Below are 13,447 nucleotides of genomic sequence, written 5' to 3' on the forward strand. Positions count from 1 at the left end.
AAAGGCCAACGTGCCCTACCGACCGCCTGCAATATCAATAAACGAGCCGGTGACATACGAAGCCTCGTCCGATAATAACCACGCGATAGAGTTAGCGACTTCTTCTGGTGTGCCACCTCGTTGTAATGGTAACTGCGAAGCGAGTCTGTCTACGCGATCAGGCTCTCCGCCGTCTGCGTGCATCTCAGTATAAATACAGCCTGGCCTTACGCCATTCACTCGGATATTGCGTGAAGCCAATTCAAGCGATAAGCCTTTGGTGAGTGAATCCATCGCACCTTTCGATGCTGCGTAATCCACGTACTCAAACGGTGCGCCCGTTCGCGAAGCAGCAGATGATACATTCACAATAGAACCCGCACCGTCAGCTTGTTTAATAAAGGCTTTACTGCAAAGGAAGCAGCTTGATACGTTCGATTTCATCACCTTTTCAAAGCGATCCAATTCGATGTCAACCAAAGGTGACTGGGTAAACAAGATCCCGGCATTATTGACCAAGTGAGTCACTGGGCCTAGCTTATTACGTGCAATCTCGAATAAGGATTTCACGTCCGATTCAACAGACACATCCGCCCGAACACTGATAGCGGTTCCGCCTTGTTCACGAATATCATTAACTAGCTCTTCCGCTCGCGATTCATTGTGTATGAAGTTAACGCATACGGCATAACCTTTACTGGCCAACAATTTAGATGTCGCCGCGCCAATGCCTCGGCTCCCGCCTGTTACAATCACTACCTTGTTCAATGAAACCTCCTAATGCCACTTGTTTGTTATAACCTGATTATTCGATACGACCTGGTTTTTCGTTACAAACTGATCGTATCGACACAAACTGATTGTTCGATACAACCTGAATCCACTGCGATCGCCAAGCCGGCGCTTCGAATGGGTCTGGCCAAAACTCAGTTTGCTTTTGAATTAGACCATCAACGACCGTGTGAAAGGTGATCACCCGGTCTTTCAAGACACTGTCTGTAACCGAAACGTCCGTTACTACCGTATCACCTTCACAGACAATTGAATTGAGCGTGAACTCCCAAACACCATTGGCGGGGGATTCAACATTGATTGCCGTGAAGTTGTCGCGCCCTACCGTCAATTCAGACGACTGAGGCCAATAACCTTCAAAATCTGTGGCTAGCCATTCACTTGCCTTTGCAAAATCGTTGGTGCGCATTGCATCCCAAAAACCTAATACCACGTCTTTCGGTTTCATTATTATTCCTTAAATTAGCTACTTGCGACTAAGCGTTACTGATTAAACGTATTTGCCAATGATCATTGAAAGATCATCGACACTGTTAGCAATGTAATCCGGCTTGGTTTGCCAATTTTCAGGTTCAGAACGGCTATAACCCGCAGCTACCGCAATCACTTTTGCGTTCTTACCCAGTGCTACTTCAATATTGCGAGCAAACTGTGTATCCGCCTCATGGTCACCGATATACATCAAACACAGTTCTTTAGAGTGAGCTTCACCAAATATGTTCTCAACACACTTCACGCCGCCAAACGGATGCGGTTTTTGATTACCATTCGATACATCGTCATAGCCAACTACTGACTTAAACAACTCACCGATACCGTAGCTATCGAGTACCGTTCGAATATTCAATTGAGAGTTTTGCGAGCAAATCCCATGAGGAAGGTGCGCGAACTGACTGATCACGGTTTCCATTCCCTCAAACAAGGCTACGGGAGTTTGATTTTGCTCTTGATGCTCTGCCCACATACCACCAGCGATCAACATTTCATCATGAGACATCCCATAATAGTCAACATACAAGGCTTGCCAGTTTTTAGCACCGTGGTTGGCTTCGTGATAGAGCGCTTCACTCAACAAATATCTGGGTAAATTATCACCTGACAAATGTGGTGCGACCACAGAGATAATGTCTTTGGTTATTGCGATATTTTTTGGAACTGAATTGACTAAGGTTCCATCATAATCCCACAGTATGGCATCTAATTTCATACACTATCTCTTTGTTTAAATTGGCCATTTGAATTTATCACTCTACCCCCTATTGAGGAAAATTTTATTGTTTCTAATTTGAAATATAACCCGGAACAAGCAAAAAATTGAGAGGTTGCGGTGCGTAGAATCGTTATACGAGAATAACTAAACAAGCTTTGCTCACATAACCGCTTTATCAATTGCAATATATCAGTATAATCCCCCGCTCTATAACGCTATCCAGCATTGGAATAGCGTCATCCAAAATTTTAACGAGTACCCAATGTCGAAACTATTTTTCAAAGGCCGTATTGAAACAAGACAAAATCACGTTCTTGCAGGCTACAACGTAAACCGCGATGTTAAAGTGGGTACTGAAGAGTCACCAGTCAACGTAACGGTTCAAACTGACGCTCGCAAAACTGACGTTGAAGCAATCGCTGCTGAACATTCAATCTTCGTGACTGTATCTGTGGATGCAGAGAAAGAAGAAAACACACTTGAGTTCGACACGTTGCTAAACAAGCCAAAAACAATGACGTTCGAAAAAACACCTAACCGTAACGATCCATGTTCTTGCGGTAGCGGTAAGAAATACAAGAAGTGTTGCGCATAAGGCTTCTCACTCAAAACTGCCAATAGCACGATGAGTTAAGTAATATCTAACGGGAAGATCATTGAGGTCTTCCCGTTTTTATTTGCCTAAGCCAAACCCACAAACTCAGTCGAGGTTGTCTGGTGTATTCAAATATGTTCCACATTGGGTACATTTGTAATCACCTGTCGCGCCCGAACCTGTAACACCAAAAGATAGAAACTCCGATAAAATTCGTTGGAGTAAACTCGGTTCTTTATCTTCAGCTTGTGGTGCCTTTTGCACTTGGCTACTGAACATCGTGTACCTATGCAGTGTAAGTTTCTTACAGTTACAGCAGAACGCTCTCGTCTTCTCACTTCCATACATAATATCTATAGCCTTAACTCAAAGCACAAATTCAACACATGGCAAATATGCCACATGTTGAGTTAAATCTATATATTTTCATAAAGTTATGAGCAAATTAAAGCGTTTCAAAGAAAGGTAAGCTCTCGACTGTTAAGTGACGTGTTGATGAACAAAGTTATTCAATTCAGTCACGCTTCTGATGATGTAAACCTCTTTCTCTTTAGCGCGCAATTCTAACTGCGCTCTAAAGTCGTCATTCCAAAATTTAGGACACAGTTTTAGTGTCTTATAACTTTGTATCGTGCCTTTTATCACTGAGCTTCCATCAGGCCAGCCTTCAGGTTTAACAAATAAACCTTTGAGCATTCGCTTGGTTACAAACCAGTAGCTAGTTGAATAAGGAAGGTCGATATAAACCAAGGTATCAGCTGCATCTAACCGTGTGTTGAACGAGCCTAGAGGGCCAAAACCATCGATGATCCAGCTTTCAGAATTGATTATGTTGTCGTGCGCTAGGTCGAACACTTCACGCTCAACAAACTCTCCGTTGGCCTTATAAACAATAGAGTCCAACTGGTGAAGCTCTATGCCTGTAGCTAGAGCCAACACCTTGCTGATTGTGGACTTTCCACTCCCAGGTTTGCCAAAAACCGCGACCTTTTTCATATGACTTCCTCTATTCAGATAAAACCCATAAGACAGCGACAAAAAACCCACCTTACGGGTGGGTTCGATAAACAAAGCGCATCAACAATCCCACCATTCCTATGGAATGATGATAATTCGTTGGTTAGATGACGCTAAATTCAGTTTCATAACACTACTTTTATATATTGTTGCTTAGTTGTCAATGCAGCCAAACGTTGATTGGGAAGCTATATCATCGTCAAGTCGTACCCATTAATGGTCTAAATGAGTGCCTATTGGCTCGGTTATTCAGCTTTCGCCACTGTCGCTTCTGAAAGCTTGCTTAGTACACCCGATATCTTCTTAACCACTTCGTCACAGCCATTGATTGCGTGACGCTCTACCAAGTAATTAGGATCGTTGTAAGACAACCATACTTTTTTATTGGAATCTTCCGTGACTAACACCTTCTGCGGTAAGTCTATCGCGACATCTTGAGCGCATTGCATTAATGGTGTCCCTACTTTTGGGTTACCAAAGATGATGACTTCCGTTGGTCTCAAGTCAAGATCAACCTTACTCGCATTTTTCTGATGGTCGATTCTCGCAAACAAGGTCAATCCTTTGCTTTTGGCGATTTCTTCAAAGCGGTCAGCGGTCTCTTTCACTGAGTAATTACTTTGATATTTAATCAAACCATCAGAAGCCGTAGCTGAAAATGATGCCGAGAGTAAAATGGCGCATAGTGGTAGTAATTTTTTCATCGTCACCTCTGAGATTTAACCTAATCAAACTTACATTCGTAGCGCCACTTCTAAAATCAGCGACGTAACCCATGTCAGTATAGACACGTTTCCATTCTCAATTTGCAGAGAGGATCACTTTTCTAATGCGTCTTATTATCAGCAGTTGAGATAGGAATTGTTTCAAAAGCTAAACACATGATCAGTGCCACGACTTAGTCCCACACTTTTCACACTGGTATTCGTAATCACTGTCGACATAAAAACCGGGAACATTATGGTCACCTTTAAACAATAACGTCATCAGGTACTCCATCAACACGCCTAGTTTCCATTGTTTCTTTTCAGATTCAGCTTCCGCTTTAGATTGAGCATCGGAAGCGTTAACAGCAAGGTGCGGGGTAAGTGCGTTGCACTGCTCACAGTGATAAGGGTGTTTAATATATTTATTATCAAGCATTTATATAAGCCAACTAACATTTACAAAGTTGACGCATACTAACAAGTTATCAGTCGGTTCTCGAACTTATTGTTGTCCATTAGAGTTATATTAGAAAGAAATGAGACACTAGATAAGTGCCATGTATCTTGAATCTACTTTAGTTGGCATTGCGGGAGTTTGATAGCAGGACAAAATTTAGTTAAGCGCTTTAATTAGAACCGAGTATTTCCACAGGTTTGCTTCATCTTCTCCAAGCTCTATACTTACTTCTCCACCCTCTTTATCAAGAATAAAAACCGGCATATCACCGCTAGACTCACCATCTTCATAATCGCATGACATTTTGGCCTCTAATAGAATAGCGTTAGCTTCATGCTTAGAAAGAACACCCGAATAAATGCACTCTTCAGTTTGAGATGAGACTTCCTGACCGAAAGAGTGGAACTTAAAGGTTGGGAAGTTGAGCTTTGATTCAGAATCCTCGACAGTGACCGACACTTGGTAATCGATAGCTTCAATATTGTTATCGGTTGCAAATACACAACCGGAAACGCCAAGTAACAATACAGCTAAAGCAGTGGTTTTCATGTGGTTCTTATTCCTTCAACTATGGGCTTGCTACTCTCAAGTAACACTATGAATTCCCGGGTTAAATTTAAACGTTGTTAGGTGAAACTTGTTTGCCATTACTTGGCAAGATAGTTAACTTTTACTTTAATAGTCCTTTGTCCGCAGCCCCTTCAAGTTGCACTTCTAGCTCTTTCCATAGAGCACGACTGCCTTTAGAAATACGCTCACCATTGAAGGTCAGTACTTTGTCTTTGGATATGTTGTGCTTCTTCCAGCTATGACCACCACCATGGATGTTATGAAGCAAAGGTGGCACTCTATCGATCGCCTTACCAAATCTGGCTTCCGGCGACTCACCCGCTTCGAACTCAAGCCATAGATCCAAGTACTCGGTGCTTAAATGGCTCGGCAATGATTTGAGCAAGCGCTCGACGCAGTTTCTCTCTTTGAGCTTGTTTTCTTCGGTTTCACTGGCATAAATGATAGTGTCTCCTGCATCGATTTCCCCCAGGTCATGAATCAGCAACATCTTCATTACTCGGGTAATATCGATTTCTTCATTGGCATAGTCTTTCAACATGAGCGCGCTCAAACAGACGTGCCAACTGTGCTCGGCCGAGTTTTCATATCGGTCCAATCCAACTGGTTTTGTCTGTCGATGAACATCCTTTAATTGTTCAATTTCGACCATGAATTGCAGAATGCCTTTGATTTCTTCCACGATGAGCTTCCTTAACTTAAGTTGATGATTTATCCGAGCTGAGGGTTAAAAGAGCGACAAAGGGTCGTTACTCCCAATAAACCGACATTTTGTAATACGCAACGCCCGATTTTTCAAATTCAGAGCCTTCGACAGCCATCCCAAATTTTTGATAAAAACCTAAAGCCGTTGTACGCGCATCGCACCAAAAATATTGGATGTTTAAATCTTTGAGGTTCGAGATTGCATGTTCAATCACGTTTGAACCGATTCCCTGCCCTTGGAATTCAGGCAGCGTCGCAAACTTTCTCAGCCTCGCTTCATGGCCTTGGATATAGATAGACGCGACACAAACCAACTGCTCACCAACAAACGCGCCGTAATGCGTTGCTTGTTCGTCATCTGGCACCATACAAAACGACATCGGTTTATCAGGCCAAAGCACTTGATGCCTAACCGGAAGTACCTCAATCGCTGAAAGCTGTTTTATTTCCATACTCTCGGTTTAACTCCCGACTTGATGAACCTTGTTGTGATTGCAGTGCTTGTGATTACCATGATTGTTATTACTAAGCTTATTATTACAAAACTTGGTAAGTCATTAAATGATAACGCTCTAATCCCTCTCCCTCTGTGGACGAGATAACAAAGCCTTGCGACTGATAAAAGCCAATCGCATTTTCATTGGCAGTCAAACACTTCAATGTCAGACCAGAGTAATGTTGTTTGCAGGTATTGAGTAAAGCAGAACCAGCCCCAGAACGTAGCGTTCGCGGGCAAACATAGAGGTGATGGATGAAACTTTCAGGTTTCCAAATAGAGGTAAAACCTAAAATCTTATTGCCAGAAACGGCGACCCATATTTCTTCACCTTCTGTATCTAATTCGAAATCGGATAACTTAAAAGCGTCGGCATCAGCCCAATGAAAGGTGTCCTGTCTTGATTCTAGATAGAGCGCCTGTAAAGCGGTTAAATACTTGGGTTGATACCTTGTGACTTCCATGTCGCTCCTGCCAATCCGTATGACTAGAATTAGGGTTGTTGACTAAGCTTATCTACCTGTTAGCCATAGGGTGTTCAGGGTTTAACTGAAGCAGATCCCACAAGTTACCGTAAAGATCTTCAAACACAGCAACGGTACCGTAACCTTGCTCTTTAGGCTCTCGGACAAAGTTAATGCCCAAAGACGTCATGCGTTCGTAATCACGCCAGAAGTCATCGGTGTTTAAGAATAGGAATACGCGTCCACCAGCTTGGTTACCGATGAAATCGTGTTGCTCTGGCTTGGAAGCTCTAGCAAGTAACAGGCTCACACCGGTTGAATTTGGTGGAGCAACAACAACCCAGCGTTTATCTTCTTCTGGTATATACGTGTCTTCGATGAGATCAAACTTAAGCTTGTTTACATAAAAATCAAGCGCTTCATCGTAGTCTTTTACCACGAGTGCAATGTGGACAATATTCTGTTTCATAACATACCTTGTTGGGGTTTTAGCTACGTGGAATGATGCCATGAAGCAGGCAAAGACACTAGATGTTAACACTTAGTTTGGTGTTATGGTTAAAACAGTCCTAAGAGTACTCATGTTTTAGTTGCTAGCAAAGCACCGCAAGTCGCCAAAAAGCCACCTGATAACCTGTTCAATAGCATCTTTGCTGAGCGCCCTTGAAATACAAAACGAGCTTTAGAGGCAGTGCAAGCATAGAGACTCAATACTCCACCTACAGCTACAGTTGAAATCACCAAAATCATCATCACATCTGTTGTGGTAAATGTTTTTAGGTCTATGAATGCGGGAAAGAAACCCATGTAAAACAAAATCGCCTTTGGGTTTAAAACTGTCATCAATAAGCCGATAGTCACGCTTGAGGCTTTCGTTCCTTGCTCCGAAGATGTACTCGATGATTCACTAACATCTGACGTCCATGTTGTGTAAGCCAACCAAAACAAATAGGTAACGCCTACATATTTAATTACCGTAGCAAATTCACCCATTGCGCTAGCTAAAGCTGATAAACCAGACAAAGCTAAGAATATAAAAATGTAATCCGCGATTAGTACGCCAAGCACCACTAACAAGCCTTGTTTCCAACCAAAGCTTAGAGACCTCGACAGAACTGCGAGAACGCTGGGTCCCGGTATGGCTGCAGATAGTAACATCGCAACAAATAGAGCTATTCCTGATGTAATTGACATGATCCCTCCCTAGATCGTTTGTCGTTCGACAATTAACCTATTTATGTTACTAAACGATTTGAGCGCGCATGATAAATTGCGGGCCTGCTGCGCCACCTAAATACTGTTCATTGGTATCTTCGAAGCCGCCTTTCTTATAACAGTTGAATGCTGCGGGATTTTTGCAATTCACGGTTAAGTAAATCAACTCATACGCTGAGTAATTCGCTTTTAAATATGGAAACAAAGCTTTGACCGTGCCCGTTCCTAAACCTTTACCTTGCTGGTTTTTATCAAGCACAAAAGCTCTTAAGCCAATACTTCCTTCAGGGCAGAATTCGTAGTGCTCTGCGTAAGCTATATCCAGCTTAAAGAAACCAACAACTTCGTTATCAGACTTAATCACGTGCAAGTGCGTCGTTTCACTGCCGTCTAATAAAAACTCTGCAGCTGTACCAGCGAACTTAACCTGTTCATCGGCGAGTTGGATGGCCTGAACTAACGCCACATGTGATTCTTGAAGCCTTTCAATAGTTATCATTGTTGTTCCTTCTGTATAACACGCACGAAAAACCGACTAGAGCTCATCGCTAGTGTCTCGAGAACCGTAGTTTGGGAAGTTGATATTAAGCACGTTATCGTCCTCAAGCGTGAATAGAACACTTCCATTCTCGACACCAGTTTCGTTCCTATCTGAACAACCTAGAAACAGCTCCCAATCAAACGAATATTGAAGGCGGTATTGATTCGCATTGATGTGTAGAACGTCTTTGATTTTAATACCGTCCACCACGTGTGCCATATCATCGATGTATGACAGATCAGGGGTTAACTTTTCTTCGAAATCACTCTTATGCTCGGTTAAGAAATTGAGCAGCTCAAAACATAACTCGGAGCCTTGAATCAATGGTTTAGACAGACTAAAAAACAACATTCCTAAATACTCCAAGGATTGTTTTGATATTGGGAAGATGGGCGCGAATCTGTTACAAATTCAAGCTCAACCAGCACTAACCTTTAAGGCTAAACGTTACTATTATTCGAGCTATTAAACGAGTACATTCGAACTTCATCTCGAGGAAACCAGCCCAACTTTTCGTAAAACTGTTGAGCGTTGATGTTGTCGTTATAGACAAACAAGTGAGTCTTCGGGATGCCTACCCCTGCAAGAGCGTTGACCGCCTCTGCGACAAGCTTACAACCTAACTTTTGCCCTCTAAAGTTGGCCGAGACAGCTAAATGTTGTAAATACCCACGACGTCCATCCGTTCCGACTAACACAGCGCCAATGATCTCGTTGTTACTTTCAGCCACAAAACTCAGACCAGGGTTACGATCTAAATAGCTCGCAATGCTTTCTTTCGAATCGGCATCGCGAATACTCATGCCTTCTGTCTGGCACCACAACGCGATCACTGAGTCGTAGTCTGAAATGTCCATTTCCCGAATGTTGACCACTCTACTCTCCTTGTTTATACGGGTACTTAGTTAGCCGTGTTTCTCGTAATAAATGAGTAGCTAATAATACTTATGTGTTAACGAATATCTTGGCAGAACCTAAAGAGATAACCATCTGGAGTTTGAACGATGAACTGCTTCTGAATCGCTATGGACTCTCCACATTGATAAGACTTCGACTCTAACGCTAAGTAAATAGAATCAGCGGCGCTTTCGTTAACTCTCTGATATAGAGGTTCGATGTCGATAGCATCCCATTGAAAGTTAACGCCACGCCCTAAAGGTAACGCCAGATCACCTGAAAGCCATTTTCGACTTTTGCCCGCAATCCCTTCAAGCATCACATCAACACCATCAAGCGTTAGATAAACAAACTCTTCATCTGGGCGCTCGTATTTCACTTCAAACCCCAACACATCGACAAAGAAGGATTTGCTCACATTAATATCGAAACAATAAAGCTCTGGAACTACTCGTAATGTCATGATTTACCTATTCACTAAATAGCGAGAGATTAGTAAGAATCTAATCAGGATTTCCACTCTAATATAGAGTTAATTAATCTGTGTACTTTAGCTAGCTTTATAAAGCCTTTCGTTAATCTCCCAAAGCGCGTTTCTGTTTGAGTCATATGTTAGAAGTTCAATAGCTTCTTGGTAGTCGCACCAACGGTAATCTGTGTGTTCACTTGATAGTTCAGGATCTTCTGTGACTTTAACTGAGAAGGAATGCTCAGGAATGACGAATGGATGCTCAGTCCAATTGTGATTCCCTGCATAAAAGACTTTTGGAAGCATGCACATTGAATCAAGCTGCTGCCAGTTATCACCGACTAACTGAGTTTCTTCAGAAAGCTCTCGTTTTGCTGCTTCAAGAATTGATTCATCATTTTCGCCACCACCGGATATTGCCTGCCATAAACTATTGTCACTTCTGCGTACGATTAAAAACCGAGGTTTGGTGTCGACTGTTTTGTAGGGAAAGACTAAAACTTGAAAAGGTGCTCTCATTGATTTGCCCTCCAATCATTCGCGTTTACTGCGCTAGCTTCCCAAGGATGACCGGATCGCTCAACAGATTCGTCAGAGGAAGAAACAATGGCTCAGGTAACTCATCTAGCGTAAACCATTTCCATTGCTTACATTTATCAGGTTCTGTCACCTGCGGTTCGCCGCTAGCGTCAGAAGCAACAACAAACAGCGTAATATAGTGCTTGTTCTCTTTCTCAAAAATATCATTGGTAAAAGTGAGCTTTTCAAATCCACTAACAACTAGGCCTGTCTCTTCAAGTGTTTCACGTTTGGCACACTCTTCAATGCTCTCACCCCATTCAAGGTGTCCGCCCGGCGTTGCCCACGTATGAGCCCCATGAGAACCAATTCGCTCTCCAAGTAGTACTCGTCCTTCACGTAGAATAACCGCAGCGACACCTACTCTTACTTCATGACTCACTTAAAACTCCTTAATTCTTACCAAGTGACAAACGTACAGCTAAGTGACTAACAATTCTGAGATTGCGTTCAAACTTGCCCCTAACGCCAAGCCGAGTTAAATACCAAATGTTGAGAATCATCTCGTAAAGCTCTATCGATCAATCCCAAAGGAACACTTTTACTTGCTGCCATCGGGCCTTATAACCAGCCGTCATTTTGTTGTAGTTCGCTTCTGTCATTGCTCGCTTATTCGGTTTAATCAGCATATCAAACGCGTCCTCTACACCGTATGGTGCAAACAACTTGATATCGCCTGAATCATCCAGAGTAAACCCGATAGCAAACGCAGAAAGCCAAGACTCGATACCTTGTTCAACACGATCGTATGGTTGAATCAAGCAACCGAACTTCTTAGCGTAATGCTCATGGATGGTCGCTTGGTTCTTTACATCCACGTCGACATGATGACTTAACCGCGAACGAATGCGGTTTTTGAATTCGTCCTCAGTGAGGGCTGAAGCATTATTGAAATAGACAACATCGAAGTCTTTAACTTGGTCTAGAAGCGGTTTGTTTTCGATATCATTCCAGATGATTTGAGTGATAGCACCGCCTGCAATATAGAAGTTTGGCAAGCCCACCTCACGACATACGTTGGCTGTTTCGATTAACTCAGGAACTTGTTGAATGAGGTTCTTTAGTTTTTGTTTATTCATCGCTCTCTTTTTATCTGTTCACGAATCGCACATTGCCCAACGGAAATAAGGTCTTTGATCATCCATTCGCTCAACCTCTGCACCCAACCTTTTGTAGAAATCATGCGCTTTCTTATTATGTGGACTTGCCGTCCATGAGATGTGAGAGACATATGATGACTCCGCTTGTGACTTTAAAGCCAACATAAGTTCACGGCCATACCCTTTTGATCTTTGATTTCCTGTAACCAATAGGTCGTCAAGCCAGATTGATGGCTCTCCACTGAAGGATGAATATCGATAGTGATACAGTGCGAAGCCAAAAGGCTCACAATTCCGTTCCAATATTAATGCATGAGCAAATGCGTAATCACCAAATAGTGTGCGTTCGATTTTCTCTATAGTTGTCGAGATTTCGCCACTAAACCCTTTCATACTCCGGTCAAAGTCGGCTTTTTGTTCAATAAACTCTAACAAGACACTTGAGTCTTCTTTCGTCGCAGTCCGTACGATCACTTTCTTCTCCATGGATGAATTTATTCGTTGTCGCCTAACGCCTGTTAATTGATGCAAAATGCCACGCGTTACAAATCAACTTGCTGCACCAATTAAGATTTTTGTTTCGCAGACGTTATTGCTTGGGCTATTTTGGCCCTATGGTTTATTTCCCACTCAGCGAGTGTTAATGACGCCTCTTTACTTGCTTTCTGTGAAGCTATTAAAAACACTTCGTCTTTTCTGGATTTAGGAATAACGACAATACCTTCTGCATCAGCAACAATGATATCTCCCGTAGAGACCTTTGCTCCCCCGCAAGTGATTGGAGCGCCCAATTCAGAATAGATCTCTTTCTTTCCCGGAACTGGATGAACACCTTTCGCAAAAACTGGAAACTTCATATCTGAAATTTCAGTCAAATCTCGAATGACACCATCAATAATAAAGCCTTTGATACCTCGACTCTTCGCGACTGCGCATACATTACCACCAGCTACTGCATATTCGCTATCAACTCCATCCACTACAATGATGGAACCTTCAGGTGCTTCGTATATGGCTGAATGAAGCATTAAATTATCACCAGACGTTAACTGGACAGTAAACGCTTCTCCAAAAATTGGCGGCATTCCCTGCCAAAGAGGACCAATGCTAAAGTTAATAAAGTGGTCGTTACTCAGTATGTTTCCGTAATCGGTTGTCGCAAGTTTTGAAAAATCTGACTTCATATTTTCACTCCATGTTTGAACTAACCCTCACGCCAAACAAAGGTGTGACGCACGCTTGTCATTCAATGATATAGAGCTAACTCAAAGATAACGTTGACCTCGGACTCAGCTCTACAAAAAGATCTATTCCTGCGACTCGGTAGCTTCATATCTGTTACGAAAGGAAATTATTGTGACGCTACCGATTAACTTAAGTACAGACGCCGGAGAGACTAAACTCAACTAAAAGTAACTAAAAGTAACTAGGGTTGGTAATTAGAAATAAGCACTCAACTATATGTAATTTTCAATATATTCACTAATTGACTCAGTAGCCTCAAACGAAGAACTAATTGGTAATTTTAGATTCAGTTGTTCAATACCAACGGCCATAGAGCCATTTTCTGACTCAAACTCTTCCCAACGGATCTTTCTTACTGATCCGCACCAGCAGTTTTGGACACTGAGTTAAGTGAGTACAATCACTAATG

General features: G+C 42.4%; 23 protein-coding genes and 1 pseudogene. 1 reads left to right on the forward strand and 23 read right to left on the reverse strand.

The genetic code is table 11. The features are described 5' to 3' along the window. Positions 1-15: 15 nt before the first annotated feature. The 3 genes from AB6D07_RS19530 to AB6D07_RS19540 are packed head-to-tail and all read right to left on the reverse strand — an operon-like array spanning position 16 to position 1,978. Positions 16-747, reverse strand: a complete 732-nt coding sequence (locus AB6D07_RS19530) for a glucose 1-dehydrogenase (RefSeq protein ID WP_012604011.1) — start codon at positions 745-747, stop codon at positions 16-18. 37 nt (positions 748-784) lie between these two features. Further along, the gene (locus AB6D07_RS19535; RefSeq protein ID WP_372140744.1) at positions 785-1,219 is read right to left on the reverse strand and encodes a nuclear transport factor 2 family protein; all 435 of its coding nucleotides are present in this window, start codon (positions 1,217-1,219) and stop codon (positions 785-787) included. Between the two features lie 42 nt (positions 1,220-1,261). Beyond that, positions 1,262-1,978: an HAD family hydrolase gene (locus AB6D07_RS19540; RefSeq protein ID WP_017104335.1), complete on the reverse strand. Its 717-nt coding sequence runs from the start codon at positions 1,976-1,978 to the stop codon at positions 1,262-1,264. 265 nt (positions 1,979-2,243) lie between these two features. Here AB6D07_RS19540 and AB6D07_RS19545 point away from each other — a divergent pair, with 265 nt between their 5' ends. Beyond that, on the forward strand, positions 2,244-2,576 hold the full coding sequence (locus tag AB6D07_RS19545) for a PBPRA1643 family SWIM/SEC-C metal-binding motif protein (protein WP_017104336.1): 333 nt from the start codon (positions 2,244-2,246) through the stop codon (positions 2,574-2,576). A 105-nt stretch (positions 2,577-2,681) separates the two neighbouring features. Here AB6D07_RS19545 and AB6D07_RS19550 read toward each other — a convergent pair whose 3' ends face one another. The 20 genes and pseudogenes from AB6D07_RS19550 to AB6D07_RS19645 all read right to left on the reverse strand — a co-directional run. After that, a complete protein-coding gene (locus AB6D07_RS19550) occupies positions 2,682-2,924 on the reverse strand; it encodes a hypothetical protein (protein WP_029223182.1) in 243 nt (80 codons plus the stop codon). A 132-nt stretch (positions 2,925-3,056) separates the two neighbouring features. Further along, positions 3,057-3,572: an adenylate kinase gene (locus AB6D07_RS19555; RefSeq protein WP_017104337.1), complete on the reverse strand. Its 516-nt coding sequence runs from the start codon at positions 3,570-3,572 to the stop codon at positions 3,057-3,059. Positions 3,573-3,838: 266 nt separating this feature from the next. Next, on the reverse strand, positions 3,839-4,297 hold the full coding sequence (locus tag AB6D07_RS19560) for a DUF302 domain-containing protein (RefSeq protein ID WP_029223183.1): 459 nt from the start codon (positions 4,295-4,297) through the stop codon (positions 3,839-3,841). A gap of 181 nt (positions 4,298-4,478) precedes the next feature. Then, complete coding sequence (locus tag AB6D07_RS19565; RefSeq protein WP_009846818.1) at positions 4,479-4,736, reverse strand: hypothetical protein; 258 nt, start codon at positions 4,734-4,736, stop codon at positions 4,479-4,481. A 177-nt stretch (positions 4,737-4,913) separates the two neighbouring features. Continuing rightward, positions 4,914-5,306 carry a hypothetical protein gene (locus tag AB6D07_RS19570; protein ID WP_017104339.1) on the reverse strand — a complete coding sequence of 131 codons (393 nt, stop codon included), beginning with the start codon at positions 5,304-5,306 and terminating at the stop codon, positions 4,914-4,916. Between the two features lie 121 nt (positions 5,307-5,427). Next, complete coding sequence (locus AB6D07_RS19575; protein ID WP_017104340.1) at positions 5,428-6,009, reverse strand: HD domain-containing protein; 582 nt, start codon at positions 6,007-6,009, stop codon at positions 5,428-5,430. 67 nt (positions 6,010-6,076) lie between these two features. Then, positions 6,077-6,484 carry a GNAT family N-acetyltransferase gene (locus tag AB6D07_RS19580; RefSeq protein WP_017104341.1) on the reverse strand — a complete coding sequence of 136 codons (408 nt, stop codon included), beginning with the start codon at positions 6,482-6,484 and terminating at the stop codon, positions 6,077-6,079. A gap of 85 nt (positions 6,485-6,569) precedes the next feature. Continuing rightward, positions 6,570-6,992, reverse strand: coding sequence for a GNAT family N-acetyltransferase (locus AB6D07_RS19585; RefSeq protein ID WP_017104342.1), 423 nt, complete (start codon positions 6,990-6,992; stop codon positions 6,570-6,572). Positions 6,993-7,044: 52 nt separating this feature from the next. Continuing rightward, entirely contained in the window at positions 7,045-7,461 is a 417-nt protein-coding gene (locus AB6D07_RS19590; RefSeq protein ID WP_029223184.1) for a VOC family protein, read from the reverse strand. Positions 7,462-7,571: 110 nt separating this feature from the next. Next, a complete protein-coding gene (locus AB6D07_RS19595; protein ID WP_017104344.1) occupies positions 7,572-8,186 on the reverse strand; it encodes a LysE family translocator in 615 nt (204 codons plus the stop codon). A 49-nt stretch (positions 8,187-8,235) separates the two neighbouring features. Then, the gene (locus AB6D07_RS19600) at positions 8,236-8,706 is read right to left on the reverse strand and encodes a GNAT family N-acetyltransferase (protein WP_017104345.1); all 471 of its coding nucleotides are present in this window, start codon (positions 8,704-8,706) and stop codon (positions 8,236-8,238) included. Between the two features lie 36 nt (positions 8,707-8,742). Next, entirely contained in the window at positions 8,743-9,099 is a 357-nt protein-coding gene (locus tag AB6D07_RS19605; RefSeq protein WP_029223185.1) for a hypothetical protein, read from the reverse strand. 89 nt (positions 9,100-9,188) lie between these two features. After that, positions 9,189-9,623 carry a GNAT family N-acetyltransferase gene (locus AB6D07_RS19610; RefSeq protein WP_017104347.1) on the reverse strand — a complete coding sequence of 145 codons (435 nt, stop codon included), beginning with the start codon at positions 9,621-9,623 and terminating at the stop codon, positions 9,189-9,191. A gap of 77 nt (positions 9,624-9,700) precedes the next feature. Next, a complete protein-coding gene (locus AB6D07_RS19615) occupies positions 9,701-10,108 on the reverse strand; it encodes a VOC family protein (protein ID WP_017104348.1) in 408 nt (135 codons plus the stop codon). A gap of 87 nt (positions 10,109-10,195) precedes the next feature. Further along, positions 10,196-10,633 carry an NUDIX pyrophosphatase gene (locus AB6D07_RS19620; protein ID WP_017104349.1) on the reverse strand — a complete coding sequence of 146 codons (438 nt, stop codon included), beginning with the start codon at positions 10,631-10,633 and terminating at the stop codon, positions 10,196-10,198. Positions 10,634-10,658: 25 nt separating this feature from the next. Further along, on the reverse strand, positions 10,659-11,075 hold the full coding sequence (locus AB6D07_RS19625; protein WP_372091202.1) for an NUDIX hydrolase: 417 nt from the start codon (positions 11,073-11,075) through the stop codon (positions 10,659-10,661). Between the two features lie 139 nt (positions 11,076-11,214). Then, positions 11,215-11,772, reverse strand: a complete 558-nt coding sequence (locus AB6D07_RS19630) for a nucleotidyltransferase family protein (protein WP_017104351.1) — start codon at positions 11,770-11,772, stop codon at positions 11,215-11,217. Positions 11,773-11,790: 18 nt separating this feature from the next. After that, on the reverse strand, positions 11,791-12,279 hold the full coding sequence (locus AB6D07_RS19635) for a GNAT family N-acetyltransferase (RefSeq protein ID WP_029223186.1): 489 nt from the start codon (positions 12,277-12,279) through the stop codon (positions 11,791-11,793). Between the two features lie 80 nt (positions 12,280-12,359). After that, positions 12,360-12,977, reverse strand: coding sequence for an RraA family protein (locus AB6D07_RS19640; protein WP_012604027.1), 618 nt, complete (start codon positions 12,975-12,977; stop codon positions 12,360-12,362). Between the two features lie 273 nt (positions 12,978-13,250). After that, positions 13,251-13,394, reverse strand: a pseudogene (locus tag AB6D07_RS19645) (NAD(P)-dependent oxidoreductase); the annotation flags it as partial. Positions 13,395-13,447: the final 53 nt, after the last annotated feature.

Origin of the sequence: Vibrio sp. 10N.239.312.C11, assembly GCF_041466065.1 — a bacterium.
Taxonomy (GTDB): domain Bacteria; phylum Pseudomonadota; class Gammaproteobacteria; order Enterobacterales; family Vibrionaceae; genus Vibrio; species Vibrio tasmaniensis_A.

Bases quoted from the DNA above. Each gene is read 5' to 3' on its own strand.
- AB6D07_RS19535 (WP_372140744.1), bottom strand. From the start codon at position 1,219: ATGAAACCGAAAGACGTGGTATTAGGTTTTTGGGATGCAATGCGCACC.
- AB6D07_RS19540 (WP_017104335.1), bottom strand. From the start codon at position 1,978: ATGAAATTAGATGCCATACTGTGGGATTATGATGGAACCTTAGTCAAT.
- AB6D07_RS19545 (WP_017104336.1), top strand. From the start codon at position 2,244: ATGTCGAAACTATTTTTCAAAGGCCGTATTGAAACAAGACAAAATCAC.
- AB6D07_RS19550 (WP_029223182.1), bottom strand. From the start codon at position 2,924: ATGTATGGAAGTGAGAAGACGAGAGCGTTCTGCTGTAACTGTAAGAAA.
- AB6D07_RS19555 (WP_017104337.1), bottom strand. From the start codon at position 3,572: ATGAAAAAGGTCGCGGTTTTTGGCAAACCTGGGAGTGGAAAGTCCACA.
- AB6D07_RS19560 (WP_029223183.1), bottom strand. From the start codon at position 4,297: ATGAAAAAATTACTACCACTATGCGCCATTTTACTCTCGGCATCATTT.
- AB6D07_RS19565 (WP_009846818.1), bottom strand. From the start codon at position 4,736: ATGCTTGATAATAAATATATTAAACACCCTTATCACTGTGAGCAGTGC.
- AB6D07_RS19570 (WP_017104339.1), bottom strand. From the start codon at position 5,306: ATGAAAACCACTGCTTTAGCTGTATTGTTACTTGGCGTTTCCGGTTGT.
- AB6D07_RS19580 (WP_017104341.1), bottom strand. From the start codon at position 6,484: ATGGAAATAAAACAGCTTTCAGCGATTGAGGTACTTCCGGTTAGGCAT.
- AB6D07_RS19585 (WP_017104342.1), bottom strand. From the start codon at position 6,992: ATGGAAGTCACAAGGTATCAACCCAAGTATTTAACCGCTTTACAGGCG.
- AB6D07_RS19590 (WP_029223184.1), bottom strand. From the start codon at position 7,461: ATGAAACAGAATATTGTCCACATTGCACTCGTGGTAAAAGACTACGAT.
- AB6D07_RS19595 (WP_017104344.1), bottom strand. From the start codon at position 8,186: ATGTCAATTACATCAGGAATAGCTCTATTTGTTGCGATGTTACTATCT.
- AB6D07_RS19600 (WP_017104345.1), bottom strand. From the start codon at position 8,706: ATGATAACTATTGAAAGGCTTCAAGAATCACATGTGGCGTTAGTTCAG.
- AB6D07_RS19605 (WP_029223185.1), bottom strand. From the start codon at position 9,099: ATGTTGTTTTTTAGTCTGTCTAAACCATTGATTCAAGGCTCCGAGTTA.
- AB6D07_RS19615 (WP_017104348.1), bottom strand. From the start codon at position 10,108: ATGACATTACGAGTAGTTCCAGAGCTTTATTGTTTCGATATTAATGTG.
- AB6D07_RS19620 (WP_017104349.1), bottom strand. From the start codon at position 10,633: ATGAGAGCACCTTTTCAAGTTTTAGTCTTTCCCTACAAAACAGTCGAC.
- AB6D07_RS19630 (WP_017104351.1), bottom strand. From the start codon at position 11,772: ATGAATAAACAAAAACTAAAGAACCTCATTCAACAAGTTCCTGAGTTA.
- AB6D07_RS19635 (WP_029223186.1), bottom strand. From the start codon at position 12,279: ATGGAGAAGAAAGTGATCGTACGGACTGCGACGAAAGAAGACTCAAGT.
- AB6D07_RS19640 (WP_012604027.1), bottom strand. From the start codon at position 12,977: ATGAAGTCAGATTTTTCAAAACTTGCGACAACCGATTACGGAAACATA.